Consider the following 22,109-nt stretch of genomic DNA (forward strand, 5'->3'; position numbering starts at 1 on the left):
GGCAGCGTCCGCTGACGCTTCATCGCCGTCGCATCGCCCAGGCATCCATCGCCGCCGCAGCGACCGCCTGCTCGGCTCCGATCCCTTGTGGTACGGCCGCTATCCGGCTGTGGCACCGACCGCCCGGCCGTCGTGCCGCTGCAGCAGGGCGCGGACGGCACTCGCCTCGGCCGAGCCGAGCGCGTCGAGGATGTCGAGTGCCTCCTGCCAGGCCCGAGAGGAGCCCTGCAGGTGGCCCAGCGTGATCAGCGCGCGGGCGCGTACCAGGGGAGCCCCGACCACGCCTGCCCGGTGTGCCGCCTCCCCGGCGTACCGTGCCGCATCGGCACGGTCGCCGCGCCGCCGCGCGATGTCAGCCAGCGCGGCCAGGGCGTCGATCTCGATGACCGTGGCGCCGGCCTGGCGGGCCAGGGTGACCGCCCGCTCCAACGAGGAACTGGCCAGCAGGGGCGTCCGCTCGACGACGACTGCGGCGAGACCGACCAGCGCCTCGGCCTCCGTCGCCGGCAGCCGCGCTGACCTGGCCCACTCGGCGGCGCGGGTGTGCGTGGCCGCCGCCCGGGTGGGATCGCCGGTCAAGTGGAGCAGCGACCCCTCGGCGATGTCGATCGAGGCCTTGCAGAGATGGTCGTCGGCCCGGTCGGCGAGGCCCCGAGCGGCGGCGAGTGCCGCCTTCGCCTCCGCCACCTCGCCGCGCAGCGTGTGGATCTGGCCGATACCGGCCAACGAGTTCGCTTCGATCGACGCCATGTCGATCTCGCGGGCCGTCCGCACGGCCGCCTGAAGGTCGGCCAGGGCAGCCGGGTACTCGCCGCGATTGATGCGGAGGAGGCCGAGGTTGTTGAGGATGACCGCCTCGTTGGGTCGGGCGCCGTCCTCCCGGTGAATGGCGATGGCCGCCGTCAGCCGTTCGACCGCCAGCCGCAGTCGACCCGACATGGCGTAGATCGTGCCGAGGTTGCTCGACATCACCGCGATGCCGTAGCGGTGCTGGATTCGTTCGTTCGACCGCAGCGCGTGCTCGAAACAGGCGGCCGCTGTCGCCAGCTGCCCAAGGTCGCCGAAGACAGCCCCGAGCGAACCAGCCGCAGCGGCCTGCCCCTGCACGTGCCCGGCCTTGCGGAACAGGTGACCCGCCCGCCGCTGATGGGCGATGGCGACCAGGTGGTTGCCGGTCAGGTGGTACACGTTTCCGAGACTCATGTGCGCCGACGCCCGCAGCGCGAGATGGGTTCTGCCGCGTGATGCGTGCAGCGCCGCCTGCGATACGAGCAGCCAGTTCAGGGAGTTGCGGGTGACCCAGAAGTACGTCCGTAGCTGGTCGGCGAGCAGAGCCGCAGCGGCCCTCGACGCGCCGTCGGCGCTCGCTCTGATCAGCGCCACCATGTTCGACTCCTCGGCCTCGAGCCAGGCCAGTGCCGCGGCACGGTCGGCAAAGCCGGCGGCCTCCGCCGCCAGACCGGTCGGAAGCTCAAGACGGATCCGCCCAGGTGCCAACAGGTCACCGGCCGCTTGCGCCCGGACGAGATACCACGCGAACAGGCGGGAGAGCGCGCCGTGTGCCTCCTGCCGGCCAGGATGCCGGGAACTGTGCTGTCCGGCGTAGAGCCGCAGCAGATCATGCAGGACGACTCGGTCGTTGTCGCACTCCAACAGGTGCGCCGAGGCGAGCCGGGCCAGCGTGCGGTGAGCCGCGTCGGTCGTCGTCTGGGCGAGGCGGGCGACCGCGTCGACTGGCAGCGCGAGGCCGGGCACGGTGCCGAGGATGCGGAACATGCGCTGGGCATCGCCCGAAAGCCGGGTGTAGGAGAGGTCGAACGCCTTCTGCACGGCGACGCTGGGGTCATCGTCGATCGTCAGGGCGGCGATGGTTCGCTGCCTCAGCTGCCGCACGTACGCCGACACCCCGAGGTCCGGTTCGTCGCGCAGCAGCGCCGCCGCGATGCGAATGGCGAGGGGGAGGCGGCCGCAGACCTGGGCGAGCTCCCGGATCGCGTCGCGTTCGGCGGCTCGCGGGTCGTCGCCGAGCAGGACGGTGAGCAGCTCGATCGCGTCGGACTCCGGCAGTAGCCCGATGGTCAGGCGGTGCGCGTCCTCCTGTGCCACCAGCCCGGTCAGACGGTCGCGGCTGGTGACCAGCACCAGGCTGTGCGCCGAGCCGGGCAGCAACGGCCGAACCTGCTCGGCGTCGAGGGCGTTGTCCAGCACGATCAGCAGGCGGCGATCGGCGACGACGGTGCGGTACAGCGCCGCCGCTTCCTCCGGCTCGACCGGGATGCGGGCCGCCGAGACGCCCAGGCCGCGCAGCAGGGCACCGAGCGCCTCCGCCGACCGCAGCGGGCGGCCGGCAGAATAGCCCCGCAGGTTGAGGAAGAGCTGCCCGTCCGGGAAGCGACCCCGGACGCTGTGTGCCCACCGGATGGCGGTCGCCGTCTTACCGACACCCGCCGTGCCGACAACCGCCGACAGCACCAGAACCTGCGGACCCGCCGCGCTGGCGAACAGCTCGTCGAGCTGACGTGACTCGGCGCCACGGCCGACGAAGTGCCCCGGTGGCAGCGGTAGCTGTGCCGGCCCGTTGGTCGCGGTCGTCGGGGCGACGGCCTCGGGCGCTGGCGCGTGGAGCAGGGCCCGATACGTCGCCTGGACCTGCTCGCCGGGGTCGACACCGAGGTCGGTGGCGAGCCGGTCGGTGAGCGCTGTGTACGCCGCGATCGCCTCGTTGCGCCGACCCAACCCGCCCAGGGCCAGCATCAGCAGCTCAACCGGGCGCTCACGGGTGGGATCCTCGCTGATCAGCTCATGGAGCGCGGTCAGCATCTCGCGGTGTTGGCGCGCCGCGAGGCGCGCGTCGAGCAACGCCTCCCGCGCGCTCAGCCGCGCTTCGTCCAGATCGGGAAAGAGCCGGACACGCTGGACGTCGTCGAAGACATCGGCCAGGGCTGCGCCCCGCCACAGACCGAGTGCGGTGCTGAGCAGTGCGATGCGCTGACCAGCGTCGACGATGCCCCGGCTGTCGGACACCATCGTGGTGAAGCGGTGCACGTCGACGCGTTCCGCCGCGATTTCCAGCGCGTAGCTGTTGGGTCGGGCGAGCAGCGCCGGCTCCACCGACCGACCCAGGTCCAGAGCGGACCGTAGGTGCGAGACCATCGCCTGTAGCCCCGCCCGCGCCTGTGCCGGTGGCCGGCTCTCCCAAAGTAGGTCGATGAGCCGCTCCGCGGAGTGGAACTGACCCGGTCGCATCGCGAGGATGGCGAGCAGCCGTCGCTCCTGTCGACGACGGATGGGCACGACGCGCCCGTCGAGGAGAGCCTCGACCGGGCCAAGCAAGCGCACCTCCACGGCCGGAGGCTAACAAGACGCACCGACACGAGGGAGCAACGAATGTCTATCTGGGATGCGCCTGGTTGCCCATCCATTGGTGCACATCTATAGTTGCGCGGATCGCAACAACCATGGCCGTGGTGACGCGGCAGGGAGCACGTACCGGCGCGCACCTTCACCGCGAAGGTCGCCAAGGCCGGCGCGGGCGCCGGCACGATCCAGGTCCGGTTGGGGTCGCCCACCGGCCGGCTGCTGGGCACGGCCACAGTGCCCAGCACCGGCGACGACTACCGGTACGTCACCACCAGCACCGAGGTGGCCCGGGTCGTCGGCACCCACGACGTGTTCCTGGTGTTCGACTCCCCGCAGCGGTTGGCGGAATTCTCCATCAGGTGACCGGATCCCGGGGCCGGGTCGATCGTCGACCCGGCCCCGGGCCGGTGGCTCGTCAGCTGGCCGTGCAGGTCATCGCGAGCGCAGCGTCGGAGAGTAGCGATGGGGCGCCGGGTCGCGAACCCCGCCTCGTTGCTGCGGATTCGTCGGACGGCGCGAGCAGGGGTGTGCGGTCGGCATGGTTGATCTGCCCGATCCGACGGCATTTCTGCATAGACGCCCTCCAATTGCCAGTTGCATTGGTCAGACGTGTGACCTACGCTCCCAGTAAGAATTTCGGGGCGGTTAACAAAGAGTGCGGTCGGGGCGACGGAAGTCCCCGCCGGCCCTTAGTGGCGTCGCTGTTCCGTACTCGTCGCTCGATACGCACTTTGGGCACCACATCGACGACCAGTGAGAGGAACAGACGTGAAGTCAGCCATATCCACAGCTCGGATGTCAGTGTTGGCGGTGGCGGCGCTTGTCGCCGCCACACTGCCGGCAGTGCTGACGAACCAACTGCCGGCCTCGGCCGCAGTCCAGGCGACCTACTATGTCGCCCCCGACGGTAACGACGCCAATCCAGGCACCCTGCAGTCGCCATTCCGGACTCTGCAACGTGCCCGGGACGTCGTTCGTACGGTGAACACGAACATGACCGGCGACGTGAACGTCTACCTCCGTGGTGGCACCTATCCGGTGAGCGGCACCGTCGAGTTCGGGCAGAGCGACTCCGGCACCAACGGGTTCCGGGTCAGCTACGCGGCCTATCCCAACGAGAAGCCAGTCCTTGACGGTGGCGTCCAGGTGACCGGGTGGAGCCAGCACAGCGGCAACATCTGGAAGGCGCCGCTCGACCGCGCCAACAAGCTGCGGGCGCTCTACGTCAATGACAAGCGCGCGTACATGGCGTCGAAGACGATCAGCTCGGCGGGCTGTTACGGGACGTACAACGTCACGGCCAACCAGGCGTCCTGGGCCTGGGAGTCGGGCTCGCAGTGCGACGGCGCGAAATACAGCCTGAACGATTTCCCGGCCGTCGCCGGCAATCAGGACGACATCGAGATCGAGACCGGAACGACCTGGACCACGGCCATCGTGGGCGTCCGCCAGGTGACCACGAGTTCCGACGGCGCCAACCGGGTGGCCCTCCTCCAGCAACCGGGTGCGGCCATCGCGCAGGGCGCGTTCAACGGCAACGCCCAGGCTGGTGGCACCCACAAGGTGATGAACGCCTACGAGTTCCTGGATGTCCCCGGTGAGTTCTACTTCGACAAGACCAGCCGCACGCTGTACTACTACAAGGCCAGCGCCGAGAACATGTCGACAGCGACGGTCTACGCGCCGAACAACGTGACCACCGTGTTGCGGGTGGCCGGCACCTCGACCAGCAGCCACGCGCGCAACATCACCTTCTCCGGGCTGACGGTCCAGCACTCCGACTGGAACCTGTTCAACGTCGCCGGCTCGTCCTTCAATCAGGCGCAGCAGGGCAACCTCGGCGCCCAGGTGTACGCCAAGGGCAACTTCCACGTCTACCACTACCGGAATGTGGACGTGACGCCCGGCATCATCCACGTGCAGAACGCCGACGGGATCCTCCTGCAACGCAACCGGATCCAGCACACCGGCGCAGACGGAATCAACATGATCAATGATGTGCAGAGCACACAGGTGATCGGGAACCACACCAACGACATCGCCGGGTTGGCCATCACCGTCGGCCATCCCCAGCACGTCTACATCGGGGACGGCACGTCGACCAACCGGGAGAAGCACTCCGCGTCGGTCGAGGGGCTACCGAAGAACATCGACATCAAGAACAACTACCTCTACGACAGCGCGGTTCTGTTCAACGGGCACAGCCCCGTCTCCGCGTACTTCGCCGACACCCTCACCATCCAGCGCAACCGGATCGAGAAGACCCCGTGGTCGGGCATCACGCTCGGCTGGGGCTGGTGGAACTTCGACGGGTCGTCGGGCTCGATCGTGCCGAACCGACCGACCACCACGGCGAGAAACAACACCATCAGCTACAACCACATCATCGACACGGTGCAGCGCCTCAGCGACACGGCCCCCATTTACACGCTCGGAAGCCAGCCCGGAACCACCATCACCAACAACTATCTCCAGGGTGTTCCGTCGGGCCACAAGTACGGACTGCACCCGGACGAGGGCTCGGCGTTCATCACGTTCCGCGACAACGTCCTGAGCATCGACAAGAACGTCACCTGGATGATCAATTCGGACGACTTCGGGCGGAAGCACGATCTGAGCATCACGCAGATCTACGGCCCGATCAACAAGGTCTCGAACAAGATTCTGCCGAACAGCACTGTCGCCGACATCCTCGTCTCGTCCGACTATGTCTGGCCGGCGGCGGCGTACGGCATAGCTGCGAACTCCGGCCTTGAGGACGCGTACCGGGACATCATTCCGGCGAGCAATTTCTCCGCACCGAACTATGTGCTGCCGGCCAGCACCTTCGTCACCAGTGCGACGGCGTCGATCCCGATCCGGAGCATCGGCGACGCCACCAGGTCGGTCTGGTTGGCGCCGTACGGCACCACCACCTTCGCCGCCGGGGCGACGATGACCAGGGCAACCGGCACCGCCACGTCCATCGCCGTGCCGGCCACTCAGGGCGAGTACCGGCTCTACGTCGTGGACGTACAGGGCAACCGGTCAGCCGAGTCGACAGCGATCGTCCGGCAGCAGCAGGGTGGTGGCAGCGGCACGGGAAGTGGGCAACTCGTGGGTGGCCAGTCCGGCCGCTGTGCCGAGGTGCCCAACTTCTCGACCACCAACGGCACCCAGACCCAACTCTGGGACTGCTCGACCGGCACCAACCAGCGGTGGACCCAGACCGCCGGCAAGCAGCTGAGCGTGTACGGCAACAAATGCCTGGACGCCTCCGGGGCCGGCACGGCCAACGGCACCGCGGTCATCATCTGGGACTGCCACGGCGGGCTCAACCAGCAGTGGAACGTCAACGCCAACGGCACCGTGACGAACGCCCAGTCCGGTCTCTGTCTCGACGCCAACGGCGCCGCCACCGCCAACGGCACCAAGCTCATCCTCTGGTCCTGCAACGGCGGCACGAACCAGCAGTGGACGCTGCGTAGCTGACCGGACCAGACTCCGGGGCCAGGCCGACACGGGCCTGGCCCCGGCTACCTCTGACAGCCGTAGTTGTCGCACAAAGGACAACGTGCCGAGGGCTTCGGCATCGCACAGCCTTGCCGCCATTATATGGATCTTGTCGGTGCTGTTCGTCCCGGAAATGTCAGCCTCGGAGGTGCCGACGGACAACGTCCGGGTAATGCTGAACGATGACATCGACCTGGAAACCCCACGAGAAGCACGGCGGCCTGTCGGACAAGGACAAGCGCGAGCTGCCGGAGAGCGTCTTCGCGTTCCCCGACAAGCGCAAGGAGCCGATGACCGACGCGGGCCACGTCCGTAACGCCATCGCCCGGTTCGACCAGGTGCAGGGCGTCACCGACAAGGAGCGTGACCTGGCGTTTCAGAACATCCTCGCCGCCGCTGCGCACTACGGTGTCGATGTGGCGGAGACGAACTGGCGCCAGCTCGGCAAACTCCCGCACACCCCGAACCCCGCCCACTGACCGGCGCGTACACGATTCGACCCACTCGCCGGTAGGTCCGCCTGAGCTGGGTAAGCGGCGCGGATGCCCGCCACGCAGGAGCCCGCAGCCGGCTCCGATCCGGACCCGCACGGGGAGTCGCGGGTCGGCGGAACCTGGGCCGGCCTGCGCGAGCGGGTGCGCTACGGGTTGCGGTCCCGCGTCTGGCGCCTCCGCCTCTTCGGGCTGCTCGCCGTCCAGGCCGGCATCGCGGCGTCGCTCGCCTGGTTCGTTGGGTACCAGTTCCTGGACAATCCCGCCCCGGTGCTGGCACCTACGACGGCGGTGGGCATCGTGGCCGCCTCGATGGGCTCACGCCTGCGGCGCACCGTCGAGCTGCTGGTCGGGGTCGTCCTGGGGCTAGCCGTCGGTGACACGCTCATGCCGCTGTTCGGCATCGGGGCCTGGCAGACCGGCGTGGTCGTCGTACTGGCGATCATCGTCGCCGTACTGCTCAAGGGCGGCGGTTCACTGCTCACCCAGGCTGGCGGCACCGCAGTGCTCATCGCCACCCTGGAACCGCCAGTGCGGGACCTGTCCATTCCTCGCTTCGTCGACGCTGCGGTCGGCGGATTGATCGGGCTTGCGGTCGGTCTGTTGTTGGTGCCCATCCACCCGCAGCGGACGGTGCAGCGGCTGGCCGAACCCGTCCTCGACCCGGCCATCGCCGCCCTGCACGACCTCGCCGCAGCGCTGCGTCTTCGGGATCTTGATGGCGCCCAGCGGAGCCTGGGTACGTTACGCGGCCTCGGCTCCCGGCTGACCGCGCTGGACGAGGGGTTGAGTGCCGCGCAGGAGGTGGTGCGACTGGCGCCTCTGCGTTGGCGTGAACGCCCCTCCCTGGCCTACTACACCGATGCCGTCCGTCATCTGGAGCGCAGCCTGTACAGCTGTCGGGCGATCGCGAGGAGACTCACGAGGGCGCTCAGGGACGGCGAGGCGGTGCCGCAGGAGTTTCCCGCGGCCATCGACCTGCTGGCCGCCAGCGTGCAGACCCTGAGATGCGCGATCCGCGCGCGGGATGAGCCGCGGGAGGCGCGCCGGCAGATCCTGACCGCCGTCGAACTGGTCGGAAGGGCGCAGGGAGAGGCCGCGCCGGACCCCACCCGTCCGCACACCCACCGGTTGGGCCACTCCGGCATGATCGCCGCTGGGGAGTTCCGCACCGGCGCGCACGACCTGCTGATGGCCAGCGGGTTGAACGCGGACGAGGCGGCAGCCCTGTTGCGTCGGGCGGTGGACGGGGACGAGTGGGACTGAACCGGCCCGGTCAGGTCGCCTTGAGCGATGCGAGGACGTCGAGGTAGTGCGGGTTCTTCATGACCCCCAGCACGTTGCCGAACGGGTCGACCACCGCCGCGGTGACGAACCCCTCCTCTCCGTGTGGAGTGATCGGCTGGTACTCCGTGGCGCCCATCGCCAGCAGCCGCTCGACTGTCGCGTCGAGGTCGTCGACGCACCAGTGCATGACCACGCCGCCGGGCCCGGTCGCCGCGCCGGCCGGCGCCCATCTGCTGTCGATGATGCCCAGCTCGGCCTGGTAGTCCCCGATGCGGAACTCGGTGTAGGCCGGGCGTCCGTCGGGGCCGGGGCGCATGAAGTACGCCTCGACGCCGAGGAAGTCCGCGTACCAGGCAGTGGCCGCTTCCACGTCGTCCGCCCAGATGTTCAGGGTGGCGAATCCTCGCAGGCTCATCAGGTGTCCTCTCGTCGATGTCGTCGGTGTCGACGCTATCGACGATTGCGGAAGGTCTGCTTCCGCAATGAGCGGTGGGTCTTGACCAGCCGACACCCGGCGGCCCGCATCTTTCGACGGAGCCCGGGTAGTCGCCGCCATTGCCAGTACGGATGGCGGGGGACGGCGTGGACAGTTACCCGGCAGTCGAGGACCACGGTCTGATTGGTGATCTACAGACCGCGGCGCTGATCACCAAGGACGGTACCGTCGACTGGTTCTGCGCGCCCCGCTTCGACTCACCGAGCGTCTTCGGCGCCTTGTTGGACCGCCGCGAGGGTGGCCACTTCCAGCTGGCGCCCGACGGCATCGACTGCGCGAGCAAGCAGCTCTACCTGCCCGGTACACCAATCCTCATCACCCGCTTCCACAGTGCCGACGGCGTGGGCGAATTGTTGGACTTCATGCCCGTCACGGATGAACGGGCCACCGACCGGCACCGGTTGATCCGGCTGGTTCGCATGATCCGGGGCAGCATGCCGTTCCGCTTCGACTGTCAGCCCCGGTTCAACTACGGACGCGATCCGTTCGAGCTTGAGATGCACCCCGAGGGCGATGTCTTCCGGAGCCAGACGCTGAACTTCACCCTCACGCTCTTCAAGGATGCGAAAGGGCTGATCGACGCGGGGGCCATCCACCGCGACGCGCAGGGCGTGTCGGCTCGGTTGACGCTGCACGCGGGAGACATCGGCGGAGTGGTCCTGGAGACGGCCTGCCCGCACGCGCCCCGAGCACTCACCACCGAGGAGGCGTGCGAACTCCTCGCCGAGACCCGCGACTTCTGGCGGCGGTGGGTGGACCGTTCCCGCTATCGGGGCCGTTGGAGGGAGGCGGTCGAGCGGTCGGCGATGACTCTCAAGCTGATGACGTACGCGCCGACCGGCGCCCTGGTCGCCGCGCCCACAGCGGGGCTGCCCGAGCAGATCGGCGGGCAGCGGAACTGGGACTACCGCTACACCTGGATCCGGGACGCGTCCTTCTCGGTGCACGCGCTGCTGAAGCTCGGCTTCACCGACGAGGCCGAGAAGTATCTGCTCTGGCTCGACGCGCGCATCCGGGACGCCCAGGACCCACACCTGCCCCTACAGATCATGTACCGGATCGACGGCTCACCGGACCTGCCCGAAGAAGTGCTCAGCCATCTGGAGGGATACCGCGGATCGGCACCGGTGCGCATCGGCAACGGCGCTTCGGGCCAACTGCAACTCGACATCCACGGCGAGGCGCTCAATTCCCTGGAACTCGCCGACCGGAATGGCCTGATCGCGCCGTACGAGGGGTGGCGGAAGACGGCAGAGCTGATGGACTGGCTCTGCGAGCACTGGGACCAGCCCGAGGACGGCATCTGGGAGACCCGGTCCGGGCGGCAGGACTTCACGTACGGACGGATGATGTCCTGGGTGGCGCTGGACCGCGCCATCCGCCTCGCCCAACGCCGTGGACGCCCCGGTGACACCACCCGTTGGACGACCGAACGCAACACCATCTACGAGCAGGTCATGGAGCGTGGCTTCCACCCGGGGCGTCAAGCTTTCGTGCAGCACTACCGCACCGACATCCTGGACGCCTCGCTGCTTGCCATGCCCGGGGTCGGCTTCATCTCGCCGATGGACCCGATGTGGGAGTCGACGCTGCGGGCGATAGACGCCGAGCTGGTCTCCGACAGCCTCGTCTACCGCTACGATCCGAACGCCTCGCCGGACGGCCTCGCCGGCACCGAGGGCACCTTCAGCATGTGCACCTTCTGGTACGTACAGGCCCTCGCCCAGGCCGGCCGCCTCGACGACGCACGGTTGACCTTCGAGAAGATGCTCACCTACAGCAGCCCGCTCGGCCTCTACTCAGAGGAGATCGCGCCGACCGGCGAGCAGATCGGCAACTTCCCGCAGGCGTTCAGCCACCTCTCGCTGATCAGCACGGCGACTCACCTCGATGACCTGCTCGAGCAGCAGCGCTGACCGTCCACGTCAGAACAGCGTCAGCGGCTCGACCGGGATCGGCTCGGGCAACGCGTCGAGCCCGGGTACGCGGGCCCGTACCTCATCGTGGAACCGGCGGGCGAGCGCCGGCGCGTCGGCGTTGTCCGGGGTGTGGATGAACATCGTCGGTGAGCGCCCCTCGCGAAGCCAGGTGACTGTCACGTCGATCCAGCGCTGCCATCCCTCGACAGTGCGCGTCGGATCGTCACGACCGAGGTAGCGGACGATCGGCCGGTTGGTCAGCGCGAGCGACCGGAGCGGCACCCGGGGCTTCTTGGTCCAGGCGTCCCGTTCCGCGTCGCTGGTCGGCGGGCTCGCGAAGAAGGCTGTCGTGTCGAAGGGGATCCACTCGGCGCGGGCGGCGGCGAGGGTGGCCCCGAGCAGTCGGGCCGCACCGGCGTCGGTGAAGAACGCGGGATGGCGGACCTCCACCGCGTACCGGTGCGACTGCGGTAGCTGTTCCAGGAAACGGCCCAGGGCCGGGACGTCGGCGGGCGCGAACGAGCCGGGCAGCTGGATCCAGAGGGCGTGGGCGCGCGGGCCGAGCGGTTCGACGGCGTCCAGAAAGACGCGCAGCGGTTCGTCGACGTTGGTGAGCCGGCGTTCGTGCGTGATGACCTTGGGAAGTTTGGGGACGAAGCGGAAGTCGGGACCCGTCTGGGCGGCCCACGAGGCCACGGTGTCCCGGGCCGGGGTCGCGTAGAACGTGGTGTTGCCCTCCACGGCGTCACACCAGCTGGCGTAGTGCCGCAGGCGCTCGGTGGGCGGCAGCCGGTAGCCCGGCCACGACCGGTGACTCCACATCGCGCACCCCACGTGCAGACGCATGACCGCCCTTCCCGCCGGTGACCGCGCTCGACCGGAGCCCACCGTATACGGGCCGCCGGACCCGGCCGGGCCCACGGTGCGACAGGTAGGGTCCGACGCCATGCGTGTGCTGTTCGCCAGTCTCGCGTCCGTCGGTCACACCTATCCATTGATTCCGCTGGCGATCGCCGCCCGGGACGCCGGGCACGAGGTCCACTTCGCCGCCGGGACGGAGGTGCACGCGCCGCTCGCCGCGCACGGCCTGCGGCCGTTGCGGCCCGGCGACGCCTTCTACGAGGTGTACGCCGAGGATCTCGCACCGGAGTTGGCGCGCTTGCGGCCCGACCTGGTGGTGCACGAGTGGGGGCTGCCGGGGGCGGCAGTGGCGGCTCACCGGGCCGGGATCCCGGGCCTGTGGCACGGGTTCGGCCGGATGGTTCCCGAGGGCATCGGCCTGGAACTGCCCACCAGGAACGCCGAGGTCGTCGGCAGGCCGCACCTGGACATCTGGCCGCCTCGCTCCAGGACAAGGACTTCCTCGCCTCCGAACGTCGGATCGAGCTGCGACCTGTCGCCTTCTCCACACCGGCCCCGCTGCCCGAGCGGGTGCACCGTCGCACGTCCCGACCGTTGGTCTATCTGACCCTCGGCACCGCGTTCGGCACGCCGGAGCTGCTGCGCACCGCCATCGCCGGCCTGCCCTCGCCGGCGGCCGTCGCCCAGCTCCTGCCCGAGTACGTCGCCTGAGCGAGCCGGGTTCGTCAACTCAGGGTTGACGCCAGGATTGCGTCAACCTATGGTTGACGCATGACAGAACCTCTCCAGATCGGTGTCCCCGTCAAGCTCGACGACCTGATCCAGGCGATCAAGACGGCGCACACCGACGCGCTCGACCAACTCACCGACGCGGTCATCGCCGCCGACCACCTCGGCGAGGTGGCCGACCATCTGATCGGGCACTTCGTCGACCAGGCCCGGCGCTCCGGCGCCTCCTGGACCGACATCGGCCGCAGCATGGGCGTCACCAAGCAGGCCGCCCAGAAGCGCTTCGTCCCGAAGGCGACCGACGCGGCCGCGCTCGACCCCAACGCCGGCTTCGGCCGGTTCACCCCGCGCGCCCGCAACGTGGTGATGGCCTCCCAGGAGGAGGCCCGGGCCAGCGGCAACGCCGAGATCGGCCCCGAGCACCTGGTGCTGGGCCTGCTTGCCGAGCCGGAGGGGCTGGCCGCCAGGGTGATGGCTGGTCGCGGCGCCACCCCCGAGGTGGTACGGGAGGCGGTCGGCGCCGTCCTCCCACCACGGGTCGAGCAGGTTCCGGACCTCATCCCGTACGACGCGCGGGGTAAGAAGGCGTTGGAGCTGACCTTCCGGGAGGCGCTGCGCCTCGGGCACAACTACATCGGCACCGAGCACATGCTGCTCGCCCTGCTGGAGCAGGAGGACGGCGCCGGCGTGCTCACCGACCTCGGCCTGGACAAGGCGACGGTCGAGGCCGACCTGGCCGCCGCCCTCGCCGCCGCCGTCGGAAGGAAGTGATGAACCGGGGTCAGGGCACCTCAGGAAAGCCGTAACGCAGGGCGTGCTCCGGATCGGCCGGGTCGATCTGGCGTACGCCCGCGTCGGCAAGGCGCTTGTTGACCTCGTCGAGTTGCTCACGAACCAAGCGGGCCTCCTCCTCGGTGACCCGGCCCCGATGCGGCTTGCCGGCGTGCTCCAGCGTGCCGTAGTCGATCTTCTCGGTGGTCTTGCGGGCCTTGGGTGGGCGGACCCGCTCAGCCGTCTTCAAAAGCTGCGCCATCGGCACGTCGGTGGCCATCGCGTCGAACTCGCTGGCGGTCAGGACCACCCGGCGGGGCTCGCCGCCACCGTGCCGATCGTGGATCTCCACCACCGCCACGTCCAGCGCGGCGTCGTCGATGTTCTCCACCTCGCCCGGGGTGGCGTCCAACTGCACGGGCCCGGCGACCAGGTCCGGGTGCTCCAGCACGACGACGCGGACCACCTCGGCGTCCTGCTGCAGAACCGTGCCGGTGAAGTCGGAGACGTGGATCGTCTTCTTGCCCATGCGCGGAGCTTCTCCTGTCGTAGGCCGGGATGGCGGACCACAAGAAATTACCCGACAGGTGTGCGAAAGCCGCCGCTGGACCTCCTCCGGTGTGTCGCCCCGAACGTCGGAGGCTGCCCCTCGGTGCCACCCGACCCGTGGTGCGTCAGTGGGTGTTCAGGCGGTGCCGACCGGAGCTGCCGACGGACAGCTTGTTCAGCCCGGCCCACGACAGGGCGCCGCCGCCGATCGTCCGGGGGTTCCGGTAGCGCGGCTGGGGCGGATTGCCTCCGACGGCCTCCGCCGCCTGCCAGAGTCGCTCGGGGTTCTGCTGGTAGTGGTCGCTCGGTTGAATCGGCATGCGTTCACCGTCCCAAACAAAGGTGTCCAGGTATGGAAATACATATGACGGTCGATTCGCGCGCCTGGTTCGCGCACCCCTTTCCCGCTCGGCCCTGACGTATCCTGCGCCCGGCCCTGCCGTCCGGCGTACGGTGATCGACGACGGGTCGGGTGACGGGGAGGTGCGCATGCTCGACCGGCGACTTCACCTGCACCTGGCCACCTGGCTCGGCCAGTGGCCGGCCGGGCCGGGGTTGCACGTGGTCGCCTCGCAGCGGCGGGCCGAACCGGCCTGGGATGGTCGGCTACGCCCCGCGCTCGCCGTGGACACCGGGCAGAGCGCCGTGCTCTCCGTGGCGCCGGACCGCGTGGCGGCGACCCGCGCGTTGGTCAGCCGTACGCCGGCTCGTCTGCTCGCCGCACTGCCGGAGGCCGTCGGCCGGCCCGACTTCTGCGTACACGATGGCCCCTTCCGGTGGAGCCTGGCACCCGCGCCGCTGCCCGACGTGGGGGAGTGGACCGAGCCGACCGCCACCGGGCTGCCGCCGTGGCTGCGACTCTTCGACAGGCCGGTGCTGGTGGTCCGCGACCCGGACGGCGGCTATTTGGCCGGTGCCGGGATCAAGCGGCACGACGCGTACGGGCACGAGTTGGCCGTCGGCACAGTGCCGGCCGCCCAGGGGCGCGGCCTGGCCCGTCGACTGGTGGCCCAGGCGGCGCGGCGGGTGCTCGACGAGGGAGCGGTCCCCACCTACCTGTACGAACGGGACAATCACGCCTCGGCCCGGGTCGCCGAAGCGGCCGGTTTCCCGGACCGGGGCTGGCGCGCGTACGGGGTCTATCCCCGCTGAGCCGCAGAGACCCGCGATCTTGCATTTTCTGTTGCGACATGCCGGGCATTTCACGCATCTCGGCAACCGAAACCGCAAGATCGGCGCGGGAGCGGCGGGGCGGGGCGGGGCGGCGGGGCGGGGCGGGAGCGGGCAATCGGCGCGGACCGTGGATCCCGGGCCGGATCCACGGTCCGCAACCTCCCCCCAGGCCCCGGTACCGGGTGTAGCGGCCTCGCCGTGGGCGAGCCGCTACGTGTCGATCACGCTACGTATCGAACTGGCTCGGGGCAAGGTTGAAGCTGTCGGTTCGGAGTGTCGAAAACCAGACTTGACCTGCGGCTTAGCTGGCCGGCCGGTGCGGCCGGATCAGTGACGGAGCGTGCGAATCAGGTCGAGCACCTGTCGAGTCACCGGCCGCAGGACCCGGAGCCGGGACAGCGCCACGAGCCGGTCGATCAGTGGTACGGCCCCGTCGATCAGCTGGCGGGTCTTGGTCTGGTTCGGCGATCGGTCGTGCACCCAGTAGAGGATCACGCCCATGTACGCGAGCCAGAGCAGCTCGGGCAGCTGCGGACGCAGCTCGGCGTCGACAGTGGCCGTCGAGCCGGTCAACACCTCGCCGAAGAGGTCGATGGCCGCCTGTCGGGGGCCGGAGGACTCCGCGGAGAAGGGGCTCATCGGGGAGGTGGGCTCCGCCGCCGTCTTGAAGAAGGTCGCCGCGAATCCGTGTGAGGGCGTCAACACGTCGATTCCCGCGTGCAGCACCCCGGCGAGCCGGGGACCGAACGCCTCCTCCCGGTCGAGCACGGGCTGCGCGGCGGCCCGGTGCTCGACCTGGGCCTGGGCGTAGAACTCCTGGATCAGGTGGTCCTTGGAACCGAAGTAGTAGTACGCGTTGCCGACCGCCACGCCGGCTTCCTGCGCTATCGCCCGCATGGTGGTCTGGGCGTACCCGCGTTCGCGGAACAGCCGCATCGCGGTGTCCCGGATCAGCTGCCGGGTCTGCTCGCCTCGGGCGGTGGCTGGGTCACCCGCAGTGGTCGTCTGCGCAGGCTGCTCGGTCATCGGGCTCACCGTATCCCGCCGGTTCGTCGGTCGGCTCGGCCCGCGGGTCGCGGATCCGCTCCCGGATCGCCGAGGCGGCGGCCACCGTCTGCCGGGCGAGGGGCAGCAGGTGCGGTCGGGCCAGCCGCTCGACCGTGGACCGATGGTCGGCCAGTGCCCAGAGGCAGGCGAACCAGGCGCCGTCGCCCGCGTACACCTCGCCGGTATCGGCGATCACGGTGAGGTCGCGCAGCGTCGCGTCGTGGTCCAGGCCGGGGAAGCGCCGCCGGGCCTCGGCGGACCCGGCCGGCACGAACTCCAGGGGTACGAGCTGGGCGCGGGACGACAACCAGCGGCGGGCGGCGCGGCAGAGCGGGCAGGCCGCGTCGAACAGGACGGTGAACCCCCGAATCCCACCGCCGGAGTGAGCGGTGGGATCCGGGAGCCGACCGAGGCCGTCGGTCGGGGGGACTGTCATCGGGTCGCTGGGTTGTTCGTCGGGCTGGACTGCATGGGGAGTCGGCCGATCGGGGCGAGCGGGGGGTGGGTGGCGAGCTGGCGGAGTCGGTTTCGGCGGTAGCGGCCGAGTGCGAAGACGTTGAAGAAGTGCAGCGCGCCGAGCACCAGCAGGACCAAGCCGATCTTCAGTGACAGTTCCTCCATGGCCTGGCTTGTCGAACCCACCGGGTCGGAGTGCTTCATCGCGACAGTGACGTAGCCGAGGTTGAGCAGATAGAAGCCGACCACGAGGAGGCTGTTGACCGCTTGGGCGAGTCGCTTCTCGGCGAACACCTCCTCCAGGAAGACCAGCCCGTTGCGGGACAGCGCTCGAGCCACCCAGATGGTCAGGCCGACGCTGACCGCGAGGTAGATCACGTACATCCAGACCTTGATGTCCATGTGGACGCCCTTCTTGAACGTGTTCAACTATCGACGTCATCAGACTAGAACTGACATTGAACATGTTCAAGAAGTAGCGACCAGTGACTGTGGACACTCCGGTGCGGCGCCGTGGCTCAGCCGGCCAGGCCGAGCACCTCGGCCGCGGCGCGACCGTTGGCGTGGCTCGCCCCATAGGTGGTGACGAAGGCACGGACGCCCGCGGGACGCCACTGTGCCGGCCAGCCCATCTCCACCACCGTCACCGGGTGCTGAGCCGCCAGGTCGGCGATCAGCTCCGGGCCGCCGGGCAGCCGGTGCAGGTGTCGCCCGACCAGCACGATGGGACGGTCGCCAGCCAACCCGCGCAGGGTGGCCGGGTCGGTCTCGGCGGCGATCACCCGAATTTCCGGCACCCCGTCCAGGTGCGGGCCGAGGCCCCACGGCACCCGACCCTCGGCGATCGTCGACTCGGTGTGCAGTTGCACCACCAGTGGCTGGTCCAAGCCGGTGAGCAGGCCGTCCACCCGGACCGCTCGACGCGCTGCCGCGTACCCCAGCTCGGTGTCGCCGGTGGCCGGCGACCCGCTGGCGGCCCGGGTCCAGGCGGCGAGGTCGGCGGCGCGGCCGGCCGCCTCCTCGACCCGCGCCCTCGCCAGCCGGCCGTCGGCGAGCGCGTCGACGATCTCGGCGGCCACCCGCTCGACCAGTTCGGCGTCGACCTTCGCGCCGATGCAGAGCAGGTCGGCACCCGCGCGCAGGGCCCGGACCGCGGCCGGCCCGACCCCGCCGGCGGCCACCGCGGCGCCCTTCATCTCCAGCGCGTCGGTGATGACGGTGCCGGTGAAGCCGTACTCGGTGCGAAGCAGGTCGACCAGGACGGCTCGGCTGAAGGTGGCCGGGTCGGCGCCGGTGAGCGCCGGCACCCGGATGTGCGCGGTCATCACGGCGCGCGCCCCGGCGGCGACGACGGCCGCGAACGGCGGCAGGTCCCGCTGGCGGAGCAGGCCCAGCGGAGCGTCCACGGTGGGCAGTTCGTGGTGGGAGTCGGTGACTGTGGCGCCGTGCCCGGGGAAGTGCTTGGCGCAGGCGGCCACGCCGGCGGCCTGCAACCCGGCCACCGCGGCGGCCGAGTGGGCGGCCACCCGCACCGGGTCCGCGCCGAAGGACCGGGTGCCGATCACCGGGTTGTCGTCGGCGGTGTTGACGTCGACAGTGGGGGCGAGGTTGACGGTGATGCCGAGCGCGGCCAGTTCGGCGCCGATCGACTGGTAGACCCGTCGGGTGAGGGCCACGTCGCCGATCGCGCCCAGGGCGGCGTTGCCGGGGTACGGGCTGCCGGTGGCGTGCGCCAGCCGGGTCACGTCGCCACCCTCCTCGTCGATGGCGATCAGCGCGTCCGGCCGACCGGTGCGCAGCGCGGCGGTGCTCGCCGCAACCTGCGCGGGGTCGTGCACGTTGGTGCCGAACAGGGTGTGCCCGGCCAGCCCGTCGGCCACCAGGTCGACCGCCCAGTCCGGCGGGACCGGTCCCGGGTACGCGGCCAGCAGCGTGCCCAGCGCGAGCCGGCGCAGTCCTGGATCCAACCCCACGTGATCTTCCCCCTTCGGTGCCCCCGCGGGTACGAAACGTCGTACCGGTGGTGGTCCTGGCCCTGCCGACTCGGCGGAGCGTCCCACCGTCGAGTGGCCGTTACGCTACGGCTACCCGTTCGCAGGTCGGTTTACAGTTAGCAAAGTTTACTAAAACTAGAGGACGTGTCATGAGTGCGACCCGGCTGCCCGGCACCCCCCGTCTGTTGCGGGCGCTCAACGACCGTGCCGCGCTGGAGCTGCTCCTCGAACGCGGCCCGCTGACGCGGGCTCGACTCGGCGAGCTGACCGGGCTGTCGAAAGTCACCGCCTCGCAGCTGGTCGAGCGGCTGGAGGAGCGCGGCCTCGTCGCGCGGGTCGGCGAGCAGGCCGGTGGGCGAGGCCCGAACGCCCAGCTCTACGCCGTCCGCCCGGGCAGCGCGCACGTGGTCGGCGTGGACGTCGGGCCGGACCGGGTGGTGGCCGCGTGCGCCGACATCACCGGTGCGGTCATTGGCCGCGTGGAGCAGTCGACCCGCGACACCGACGACCCGGTGGGCGTGGTGCACAACGCCGTCGTGCAGGCGGCGAGCAGCGCCCAGGCGCAGCTGAGCAGCGTACGACGGATCGTGCTCGGCACGCCGGGCCTGGTCGACCCCGGCACCGGCGACATCACCTTCGCCTTCAACCTGCCGCGCTGGCACAGCGGTCTGCTCGCCGCGTTGCGGGACGACCTGCACACGCCGGTGGTCTTCGAGAACGACGTCAACCTGGCCGCGGTGGCCGAGGCGCAGTCGGGCGCAGCGCAGGGGCTGTCCGACTTCGTGCTGGTCTGGGTGGGCGCCGGCGTCGGCCTGGCGATCATGCTGGGCGGGCGGTTGCACCACGGCAGCAGCGGTGCGGCCGGCGAGATCGGCTACCTGCCGGTGCCCGGCGCGCCCATCCCGCGCGACGTCTCCCGTCGCGCCAAGCCGGCCTTCCAGCAGTTGATCGGTGCGGACTCGGTGCGCGCTGTGGCCCGCGAGCACGACTACCCGGACGCCGACGCCGTCGAGGCGGTCCGCGCGGCCGTCGCGGCCGGTGCCGACGGCTTCCCGATGCTCGACGAGCTGGCCCGTCGGCTCGCGCTCGGCGTGGCCAGCACCTGCGTGGTGCTGGACCCGCCGCTGGTCGTGCTCGCCGGCGAGGTGGGCCAGGCCGGTGGCGCGGCGCTCGCCGACCGGGTGCAGCAGGAGGTCGCGGCGATCACCCTGGTCCGGCCGCGAGTGGTGCCGACCGGGCTGACCGAGGAGCCGATCCTGCAGGGCGCGCTGCGCACCGCCCTGGACGCGGTGCGCGACGAGCTGTTCGGCTCCACCGTCGGCTGAGCCCGCTGCGGCGGTCATGTGAAGGAATATTTCACCGCGTGTCCGCAGGGTGCAAGCTTTTGCCGCCTGCTGGTCGGGCCGCATCCGTCGGGCCGACCCGAACTCGGGCGACCCGACGGACCTCGACTCAGATCAGGTCGCGGCGGCGGAACACGGCGAACGCCGCCGCGGTCAGCCCGCCAGCGAGCACGAGCAGCACCAGCAGCGACGCCTCCCAGGTGATCGTGTAGAACGCGTCGCAGTTGCGGCCGGCGCTGCCCGTGCAGAGCCGTTCGTCGTAGAACCGCGCACCGCCGTTGAGCCACGCCCCGATGTGGCTGGAGAGCATGAACAGGTCCGACTTCTGCGCGTCGACGATCTCCAGAACCAACCGGGCGCCCAACTCCCAGACCACCGCGTACGCGGCGAAGGCGCCGAGCGCCGCCGACGTGTGCCGACCCAGCGTGGCGATCGCGAAGCCCAGCGCGGAGGCCAGCAGCACCAGCACCAGGCCACGGCCGTGCACCGCGCCGAGCGAGCGCCAGAAGTCACCGTCCAGCCGGCCCGGCAACCCGGCGGCCTGCCCGATCACCCAGAACGTGGCGAGGTAGGCCACCGACGCCAGCAGGGCCAGCACCAGCACCGTGCCGAGCAGGGTGCCCAACTTGGCCGCGAGCACAGTCACCCGGCGCGGTCGCCAGAGCAGCAGGTTCACCACGCCGCCCGAGGTCAGGTCCGCGCCGATGTAGGAGGCGCCGACCAGGAACCCGAACAGCACCAGGAACGCGATGAGGAAGTACAGCAGTGGCTCAGCCTGCTCGGCGAAGGTGAACACACCCGGCAGGAAGTCGGCGGCGATCGGCAGCCGATCCTGCAGGACCGGGTCGATCTCGGAGCAGTCGGCGGGGAGGTACATGCCGCCGTCCTCCGTCGGAAGCGCGCCGCCCTGGCGGGCCAGGCACTCCCGGAACGTCGCCTCCATGCTCTGCCGCGCCTCGGTGGCCTGCTGCCGCGCCGAGTTCAGCTCACTGACGCTCGGTTTGTGGGAGCCAGCAAGGGTGGTTGCCGCCGTGACAGCGAACGCCAACACCAACAGAACGACCATGAGCTGCACGAAGCGACGCGCGGACAGTCGCTCCAACTCGGCACGCACCAGGTTCACGCGTCCACTCCCCGATCGAGGTCGATCACAGCTTCGCTCTGCGGCAGCGACGAGTCGCCGACCTGCCGGGGCACCGACGGATGCTCGTACGCGCCGGTCAGCTCCAGGAAGACGCTCTCCAGATCCGGCCGGAGCGGCGTCAGCTCGCCCACCCACAGACCCTGCTCACCGAGCACCCGGCTGACCACCGTCGGGTCGCTCACCCCGCTCACCACCAACGCTCCGCCGTTGACGACCGCCGTCAGCTCGGCCGCGTGCAGCAGCTCGACGGCCCGCTCCGGCTCGGCCACCCGGACCAGGAACTCGTGCCGGTCGTGGCCCGCCAGCACCTCGTCCACCCGACCGGTCGCGACCCGCCGCCCCCGGGAGATGATCGTGACGTGGTCGCAGATCAGCTGGATCTCGCCCAGGATGTGACTGGACACCAGCACTGTCACCCCGTTGGCCGCCAGCGAGCGCATCAGGTCCCGCATCTCCCGGATGCCCGCCGGGTCCAGCCCGTTCGCCGGCTCGTCGAGGATGAGCAACCGCGGGTCCTTCAACAGCGCGGACGCCACCGCCAGACGCTGCTTCATGCCCAGCGAGTAGCCCTTCACCCGCTCGTCGCCCCGGTCGTGCAGGCCCACCAGATCCAGCACCTCGTCCACCCGCGAGACCGGCACACCGCCCGCGCGGGCCAACAACCGCAGCGTGCGGTAGCCGCTGAAGTTGCCGAAGAACTGCGGGCTCTCCACGATGGCGCCGACCTGGCCCGCCACCCGGGGCAGCAGCTCCGGCGACGGTTCGCCGAGCACTGTCATCCGGCCGCTGTCGGCGCGTACCAGCCCGAGCAGGGCCCGCAGGGTGGTGGTCTTGCCCGAGCCGTTGGGGCCCAGGAAGCCGTGGATCTGGCCCGCCTCGACCAGCAGGTCGAACCCGTCCACCGCCACCCGTCGGCCGCTGCGCAGGCTCTGGAAGGTCTTGCGCAGACCCTCGATCTCGATGACCGCGCTCATCCGCGCGGCTCCGTACGTCGGAG

19 protein-coding genes and 1 pseudogene are annotated in these 22,109 nt (G+C 70.2%); 9 read left to right on the forward strand and 11 right to left on the reverse strand.

Going from position 1 to position 22,109, the window contains the following annotated elements; translation table 11 throughout:
* Positions 1 to 99 precede the first annotated feature (99 nt).
* Entirely contained in the window at positions 100 to 3,345 is a 3,246-nt protein-coding gene (locus ABZS40_RS11725; RefSeq protein WP_354943263.1) for a BTAD domain-containing putative transcriptional regulator, read from the reverse strand.
* A gap of 156 nt (positions 3,346 to 3,501) precedes the next feature.
* On the opposite strand from ABZS40_RS11725, the pseudogene ABZS40_RS11730 reads away from it, so the two are divergent.
* The 4 genes and pseudogenes from ABZS40_RS11730 to ABZS40_RS11745 all read left to right on the forward strand — a co-directional run.
* Positions 3,502 to 3,723 (forward strand): annotated as a pseudogene (locus tag ABZS40_RS11730) (carbohydrate-binding protein); the annotation flags it as partial.
* Between the two features lie 432 nt (positions 3,724 to 4,155).
* On the forward strand, positions 4,156 to 6,831 hold the full coding sequence (locus tag ABZS40_RS11735) for an RICIN domain-containing protein (RefSeq protein ID WP_354943264.1): 2,676 nt from the start codon (positions 4,156 to 4,158) through the stop codon (positions 6,829 to 6,831).
* A 203-nt stretch (positions 6,832 to 7,034) separates the two neighbouring features.
* Positions 7,035 to 7,331: a DUF6582 domain-containing protein gene (locus ABZS40_RS11740; protein ID WP_354943265.1), complete on the forward strand. Its 297-nt coding sequence runs from the start codon at positions 7,035 to 7,037 to the stop codon at positions 7,329 to 7,331.
* A gap of 63 nt (positions 7,332 to 7,394) precedes the next feature.
* Positions 7,395 to 8,609, forward strand: a complete 1,215-nt coding sequence (locus tag ABZS40_RS11745) for an FUSC family protein (RefSeq protein WP_354943266.1) — start codon at positions 7,395 to 7,397, stop codon at positions 8,607 to 8,609.
* Positions 8,610 to 8,619: 10 nt separating this feature from the next.
* Here the strand turns inward: ABZS40_RS11745 and ABZS40_RS11750 are convergent, their stop codons facing one another.
* Positions 8,620 to 9,045, reverse strand: coding sequence for a VOC family protein (locus ABZS40_RS11750; protein WP_354943267.1), 426 nt, complete (start codon positions 9,043 to 9,045; stop codon positions 8,620 to 8,622).
* A gap of 167 nt (positions 9,046 to 9,212) precedes the next feature.
* On the opposite strand from ABZS40_RS11750, the gene ABZS40_RS11755 reads away from it, so the two are divergent.
* Positions 9,213 to 11,042: a glycoside hydrolase family 15 protein gene (locus ABZS40_RS11755; RefSeq protein ID WP_354943268.1), complete on the forward strand. Its 1,830-nt coding sequence runs from the start codon at positions 9,213 to 9,215 to the stop codon at positions 11,040 to 11,042.
* Between the two features lie 9 nt (positions 11,043 to 11,051).
* On the opposite strand, the gene ABZS40_RS11760 is transcribed toward ABZS40_RS11755, so the two are convergent.
* Positions 11,052 to 11,867, reverse strand: a complete 816-nt coding sequence (locus ABZS40_RS11760; protein WP_354943449.1) for a DUF72 domain-containing protein — start codon at positions 11,865 to 11,867, stop codon at positions 11,052 to 11,054.
* Between the two features lie 124 nt (positions 11,868 to 11,991).
* Here ABZS40_RS11760 and ABZS40_RS11765 point away from each other — a divergent pair, with 124 nt between their 5' ends.
* Both ABZS40_RS11765 and ABZS40_RS11770 read left to right on the forward strand, forming a co-directional pair.
* On the forward strand, positions 11,992 to 12,513 hold the full coding sequence (locus tag ABZS40_RS11765) for a hypothetical protein (RefSeq protein WP_354943269.1): 522 nt from the start codon (positions 11,992 to 11,994) through the stop codon (positions 12,511 to 12,513).
* A 164-nt stretch (positions 12,514 to 12,677) separates the two neighbouring features.
* On the forward strand, positions 12,678 to 13,406 hold the full coding sequence (locus tag ABZS40_RS11770; RefSeq protein ID WP_354943270.1) for a Clp protease N-terminal domain-containing protein: 729 nt from the start codon (positions 12,678 to 12,680) through the stop codon (positions 13,404 to 13,406).
* Positions 13,407 to 13,416: 10 nt separating this feature from the next.
* Here ABZS40_RS11770 and ABZS40_RS11775 read toward each other — a convergent pair whose 3' ends face one another.
* A complete protein-coding gene (locus ABZS40_RS11775; protein WP_354943271.1) occupies positions 13,417 to 13,935 on the reverse strand; it encodes a hypothetical protein in 519 nt (172 codons plus the stop codon).
* Between the two features lie 145 nt (positions 13,936 to 14,080).
* Entirely contained in the window at positions 14,081 to 14,275 is a 195-nt protein-coding gene (locus tag ABZS40_RS11780) for a DNA repair protein (RefSeq protein WP_354943272.1), read from the reverse strand.
* A gap of 169 nt (positions 14,276 to 14,444) precedes the next feature.
* Here ABZS40_RS11780 and ABZS40_RS11785 point away from each other — a divergent pair, with 169 nt between their 5' ends.
* Complete coding sequence (locus ABZS40_RS11785; RefSeq protein WP_354943273.1) at positions 14,445 to 15,107, forward strand: GNAT family N-acetyltransferase; 663 nt, start codon at positions 14,445 to 14,447, stop codon at positions 15,105 to 15,107.
* A 348-nt stretch (positions 15,108 to 15,455) separates the two neighbouring features.
* On the opposite strand, the gene ABZS40_RS11790 is transcribed toward ABZS40_RS11785, so the two are convergent.
* The 4 genes from ABZS40_RS11790 to ABZS40_RS11805 all read right to left on the reverse strand — a co-directional run bounded on the left by ABZS40_RS11790 (position 15,456) and on the right by ABZS40_RS11805 (position 18,604).
* Positions 15,456 to 16,154 (reverse strand): TetR family transcriptional regulator, encoded by a 699-nt coding sequence (locus ABZS40_RS11790; protein WP_354943274.1) that lies wholly within the window; start codon positions 16,152 to 16,154, stop codon positions 15,456 to 15,458.
* On the reverse strand, positions 16,117 to 16,611 hold the full coding sequence (locus ABZS40_RS11795; protein ID WP_354943275.1) for a DCC1-like thiol-disulfide oxidoreductase family protein: 495 nt from the start codon (positions 16,609 to 16,611) through the stop codon (positions 16,117 to 16,119). The genes ABZS40_RS11790 and ABZS40_RS11795 overlap by 38 nt, the downstream gene beginning before the upstream one ends.
* Positions 16,608 to 17,060: a hypothetical protein gene (locus ABZS40_RS11800; RefSeq protein ID WP_354943276.1), complete on the reverse strand. Its 453-nt coding sequence runs from the start codon at positions 17,058 to 17,060 to the stop codon at positions 16,608 to 16,610. The genes ABZS40_RS11795 and ABZS40_RS11800 overlap by 4 nt, the downstream gene beginning before the upstream one ends.
* Positions 17,061 to 17,149: 89 nt before the next feature.
* Positions 17,150 to 18,604 (reverse strand): glycoside hydrolase family 3 N-terminal domain-containing protein, encoded by a 1,455-nt coding sequence (locus ABZS40_RS11805; RefSeq protein ID WP_354943277.1) that lies wholly within the window; start codon positions 18,602 to 18,604, stop codon positions 17,150 to 17,152.
* A 170-nt stretch (positions 18,605 to 18,774) separates the two neighbouring features.
* Here ABZS40_RS11805 and ABZS40_RS11810 point away from each other — a divergent pair, with 170 nt between their 5' ends.
* Positions 18,775 to 19,950 carry an ROK family transcriptional regulator gene (locus tag ABZS40_RS11810; RefSeq protein WP_354943278.1) on the forward strand — a complete coding sequence of 392 codons (1,176 nt, stop codon included), beginning with the start codon at positions 18,775 to 18,777 and terminating at the stop codon, positions 19,948 to 19,950.
* Positions 19,951 to 20,077: 127 nt separating this feature from the next.
* Here the strand turns inward: ABZS40_RS11810 and ABZS40_RS11815 are convergent, their stop codons facing one another.
* Positions 20,078 to 21,091 (reverse strand): ABC transporter permease subunit, encoded by a 1,014-nt coding sequence (locus ABZS40_RS11815; protein WP_354943279.1) that lies wholly within the window; start codon positions 21,089 to 21,091, stop codon positions 20,078 to 20,080.
* Positions 21,088 to 22,086, reverse strand: a complete 999-nt coding sequence (locus tag ABZS40_RS11820) for an ATP-binding cassette domain-containing protein (RefSeq protein WP_354943280.1) — start codon at positions 22,084 to 22,086, stop codon at positions 21,088 to 21,090. The genes ABZS40_RS11815 and ABZS40_RS11820 overlap by 4 nt, the downstream gene beginning before the upstream one ends.
* Between the last annotated feature and the right edge of the window lie 23 nt (positions 22,087 to 22,109).

This window comes from Micromonospora sp. NPDC005324 (assembly GCF_040607155.1).
Classification (GTDB): domain Bacteria; phylum Actinomycetota; class Actinomycetes; order Mycobacteriales; family Micromonosporaceae; genus Micromonospora; species Micromonospora trifolii.

Bases quoted from the DNA above. Each gene is read 5' to 3' on its own strand.
- ABZS40_RS11735 (WP_354943264.1), top strand. From the start codon at position 4,156: ATGTCAGTGTTGGCGGTGGCGGCGCTTGTCGCCGCCACACTGCCGGCA.
- ABZS40_RS11740 (WP_354943265.1), top strand. From the start codon at position 7,035: ATGACATCGACCTGGAAACCCCACGAGAAGCACGGCGGCCTGTCGGAC.
- ABZS40_RS11745 (WP_354943266.1), top strand. From the start codon at position 7,395: ATGCCCGCCACGCAGGAGCCCGCAGCCGGCTCCGATCCGGACCCGCAC.
- ABZS40_RS11750 (WP_354943267.1), bottom strand. From the start codon at position 9,045: ATGAGCCTGCGAGGATTCGCCACCCTGAACATCTGGGCGGACGACGTG.
- ABZS40_RS11760 (WP_354943449.1), bottom strand. From the start codon at position 11,867: ATGTGGAGTCACCGGTCGTGGCCGGGCTACCGGCTGCCGCCCACCGAG.
- ABZS40_RS11765 (WP_354943269.1), top strand. From the start codon at position 11,992: ATGCGTGTGCTGTTCGCCAGTCTCGCGTCCGTCGGTCACACCTATCCA.
- ABZS40_RS11770 (WP_354943270.1), top strand. From the start codon at position 12,678: ATGACAGAACCTCTCCAGATCGGTGTCCCCGTCAAGCTCGACGACCTG.
- ABZS40_RS11775 (WP_354943271.1), bottom strand. From the start codon at position 13,935: ATGGGCAAGAAGACGATCCACGTCTCCGACTTCACCGGCACGGTTCTG.
- ABZS40_RS11780 (WP_354943272.1), bottom strand. From the start codon at position 14,275: ATGCCGATTCAACCGAGCGACCACTACCAGCAGAACCCCGAGCGACTC.
- ABZS40_RS11785 (WP_354943273.1), top strand. From the start codon at position 14,445: ATGCTCGACCGGCGACTTCACCTGCACCTGGCCACCTGGCTCGGCCAG.
- ABZS40_RS11790 (WP_354943274.1), bottom strand. From the start codon at position 16,154: ATGACCGAGCAGCCTGCGCAGACGACCACTGCGGGTGACCCAGCCACC.
- ABZS40_RS11795 (WP_354943275.1), bottom strand. From the start codon at position 16,611: ATGACAGTCCCCCCGACCGACGGCCTCGGTCGGCTCCCGGATCCCACC.
- ABZS40_RS11810 (WP_354943278.1), top strand. From the start codon at position 18,775: ATGAGTGCGACCCGGCTGCCCGGCACCCCCCGTCTGTTGCGGGCGCTC.
- ABZS40_RS11820 (WP_354943280.1), bottom strand. From the start codon at position 22,086: ATGAGCGCGGTCATCGAGATCGAGGGTCTGCGCAAGACCTTCCAGAGC.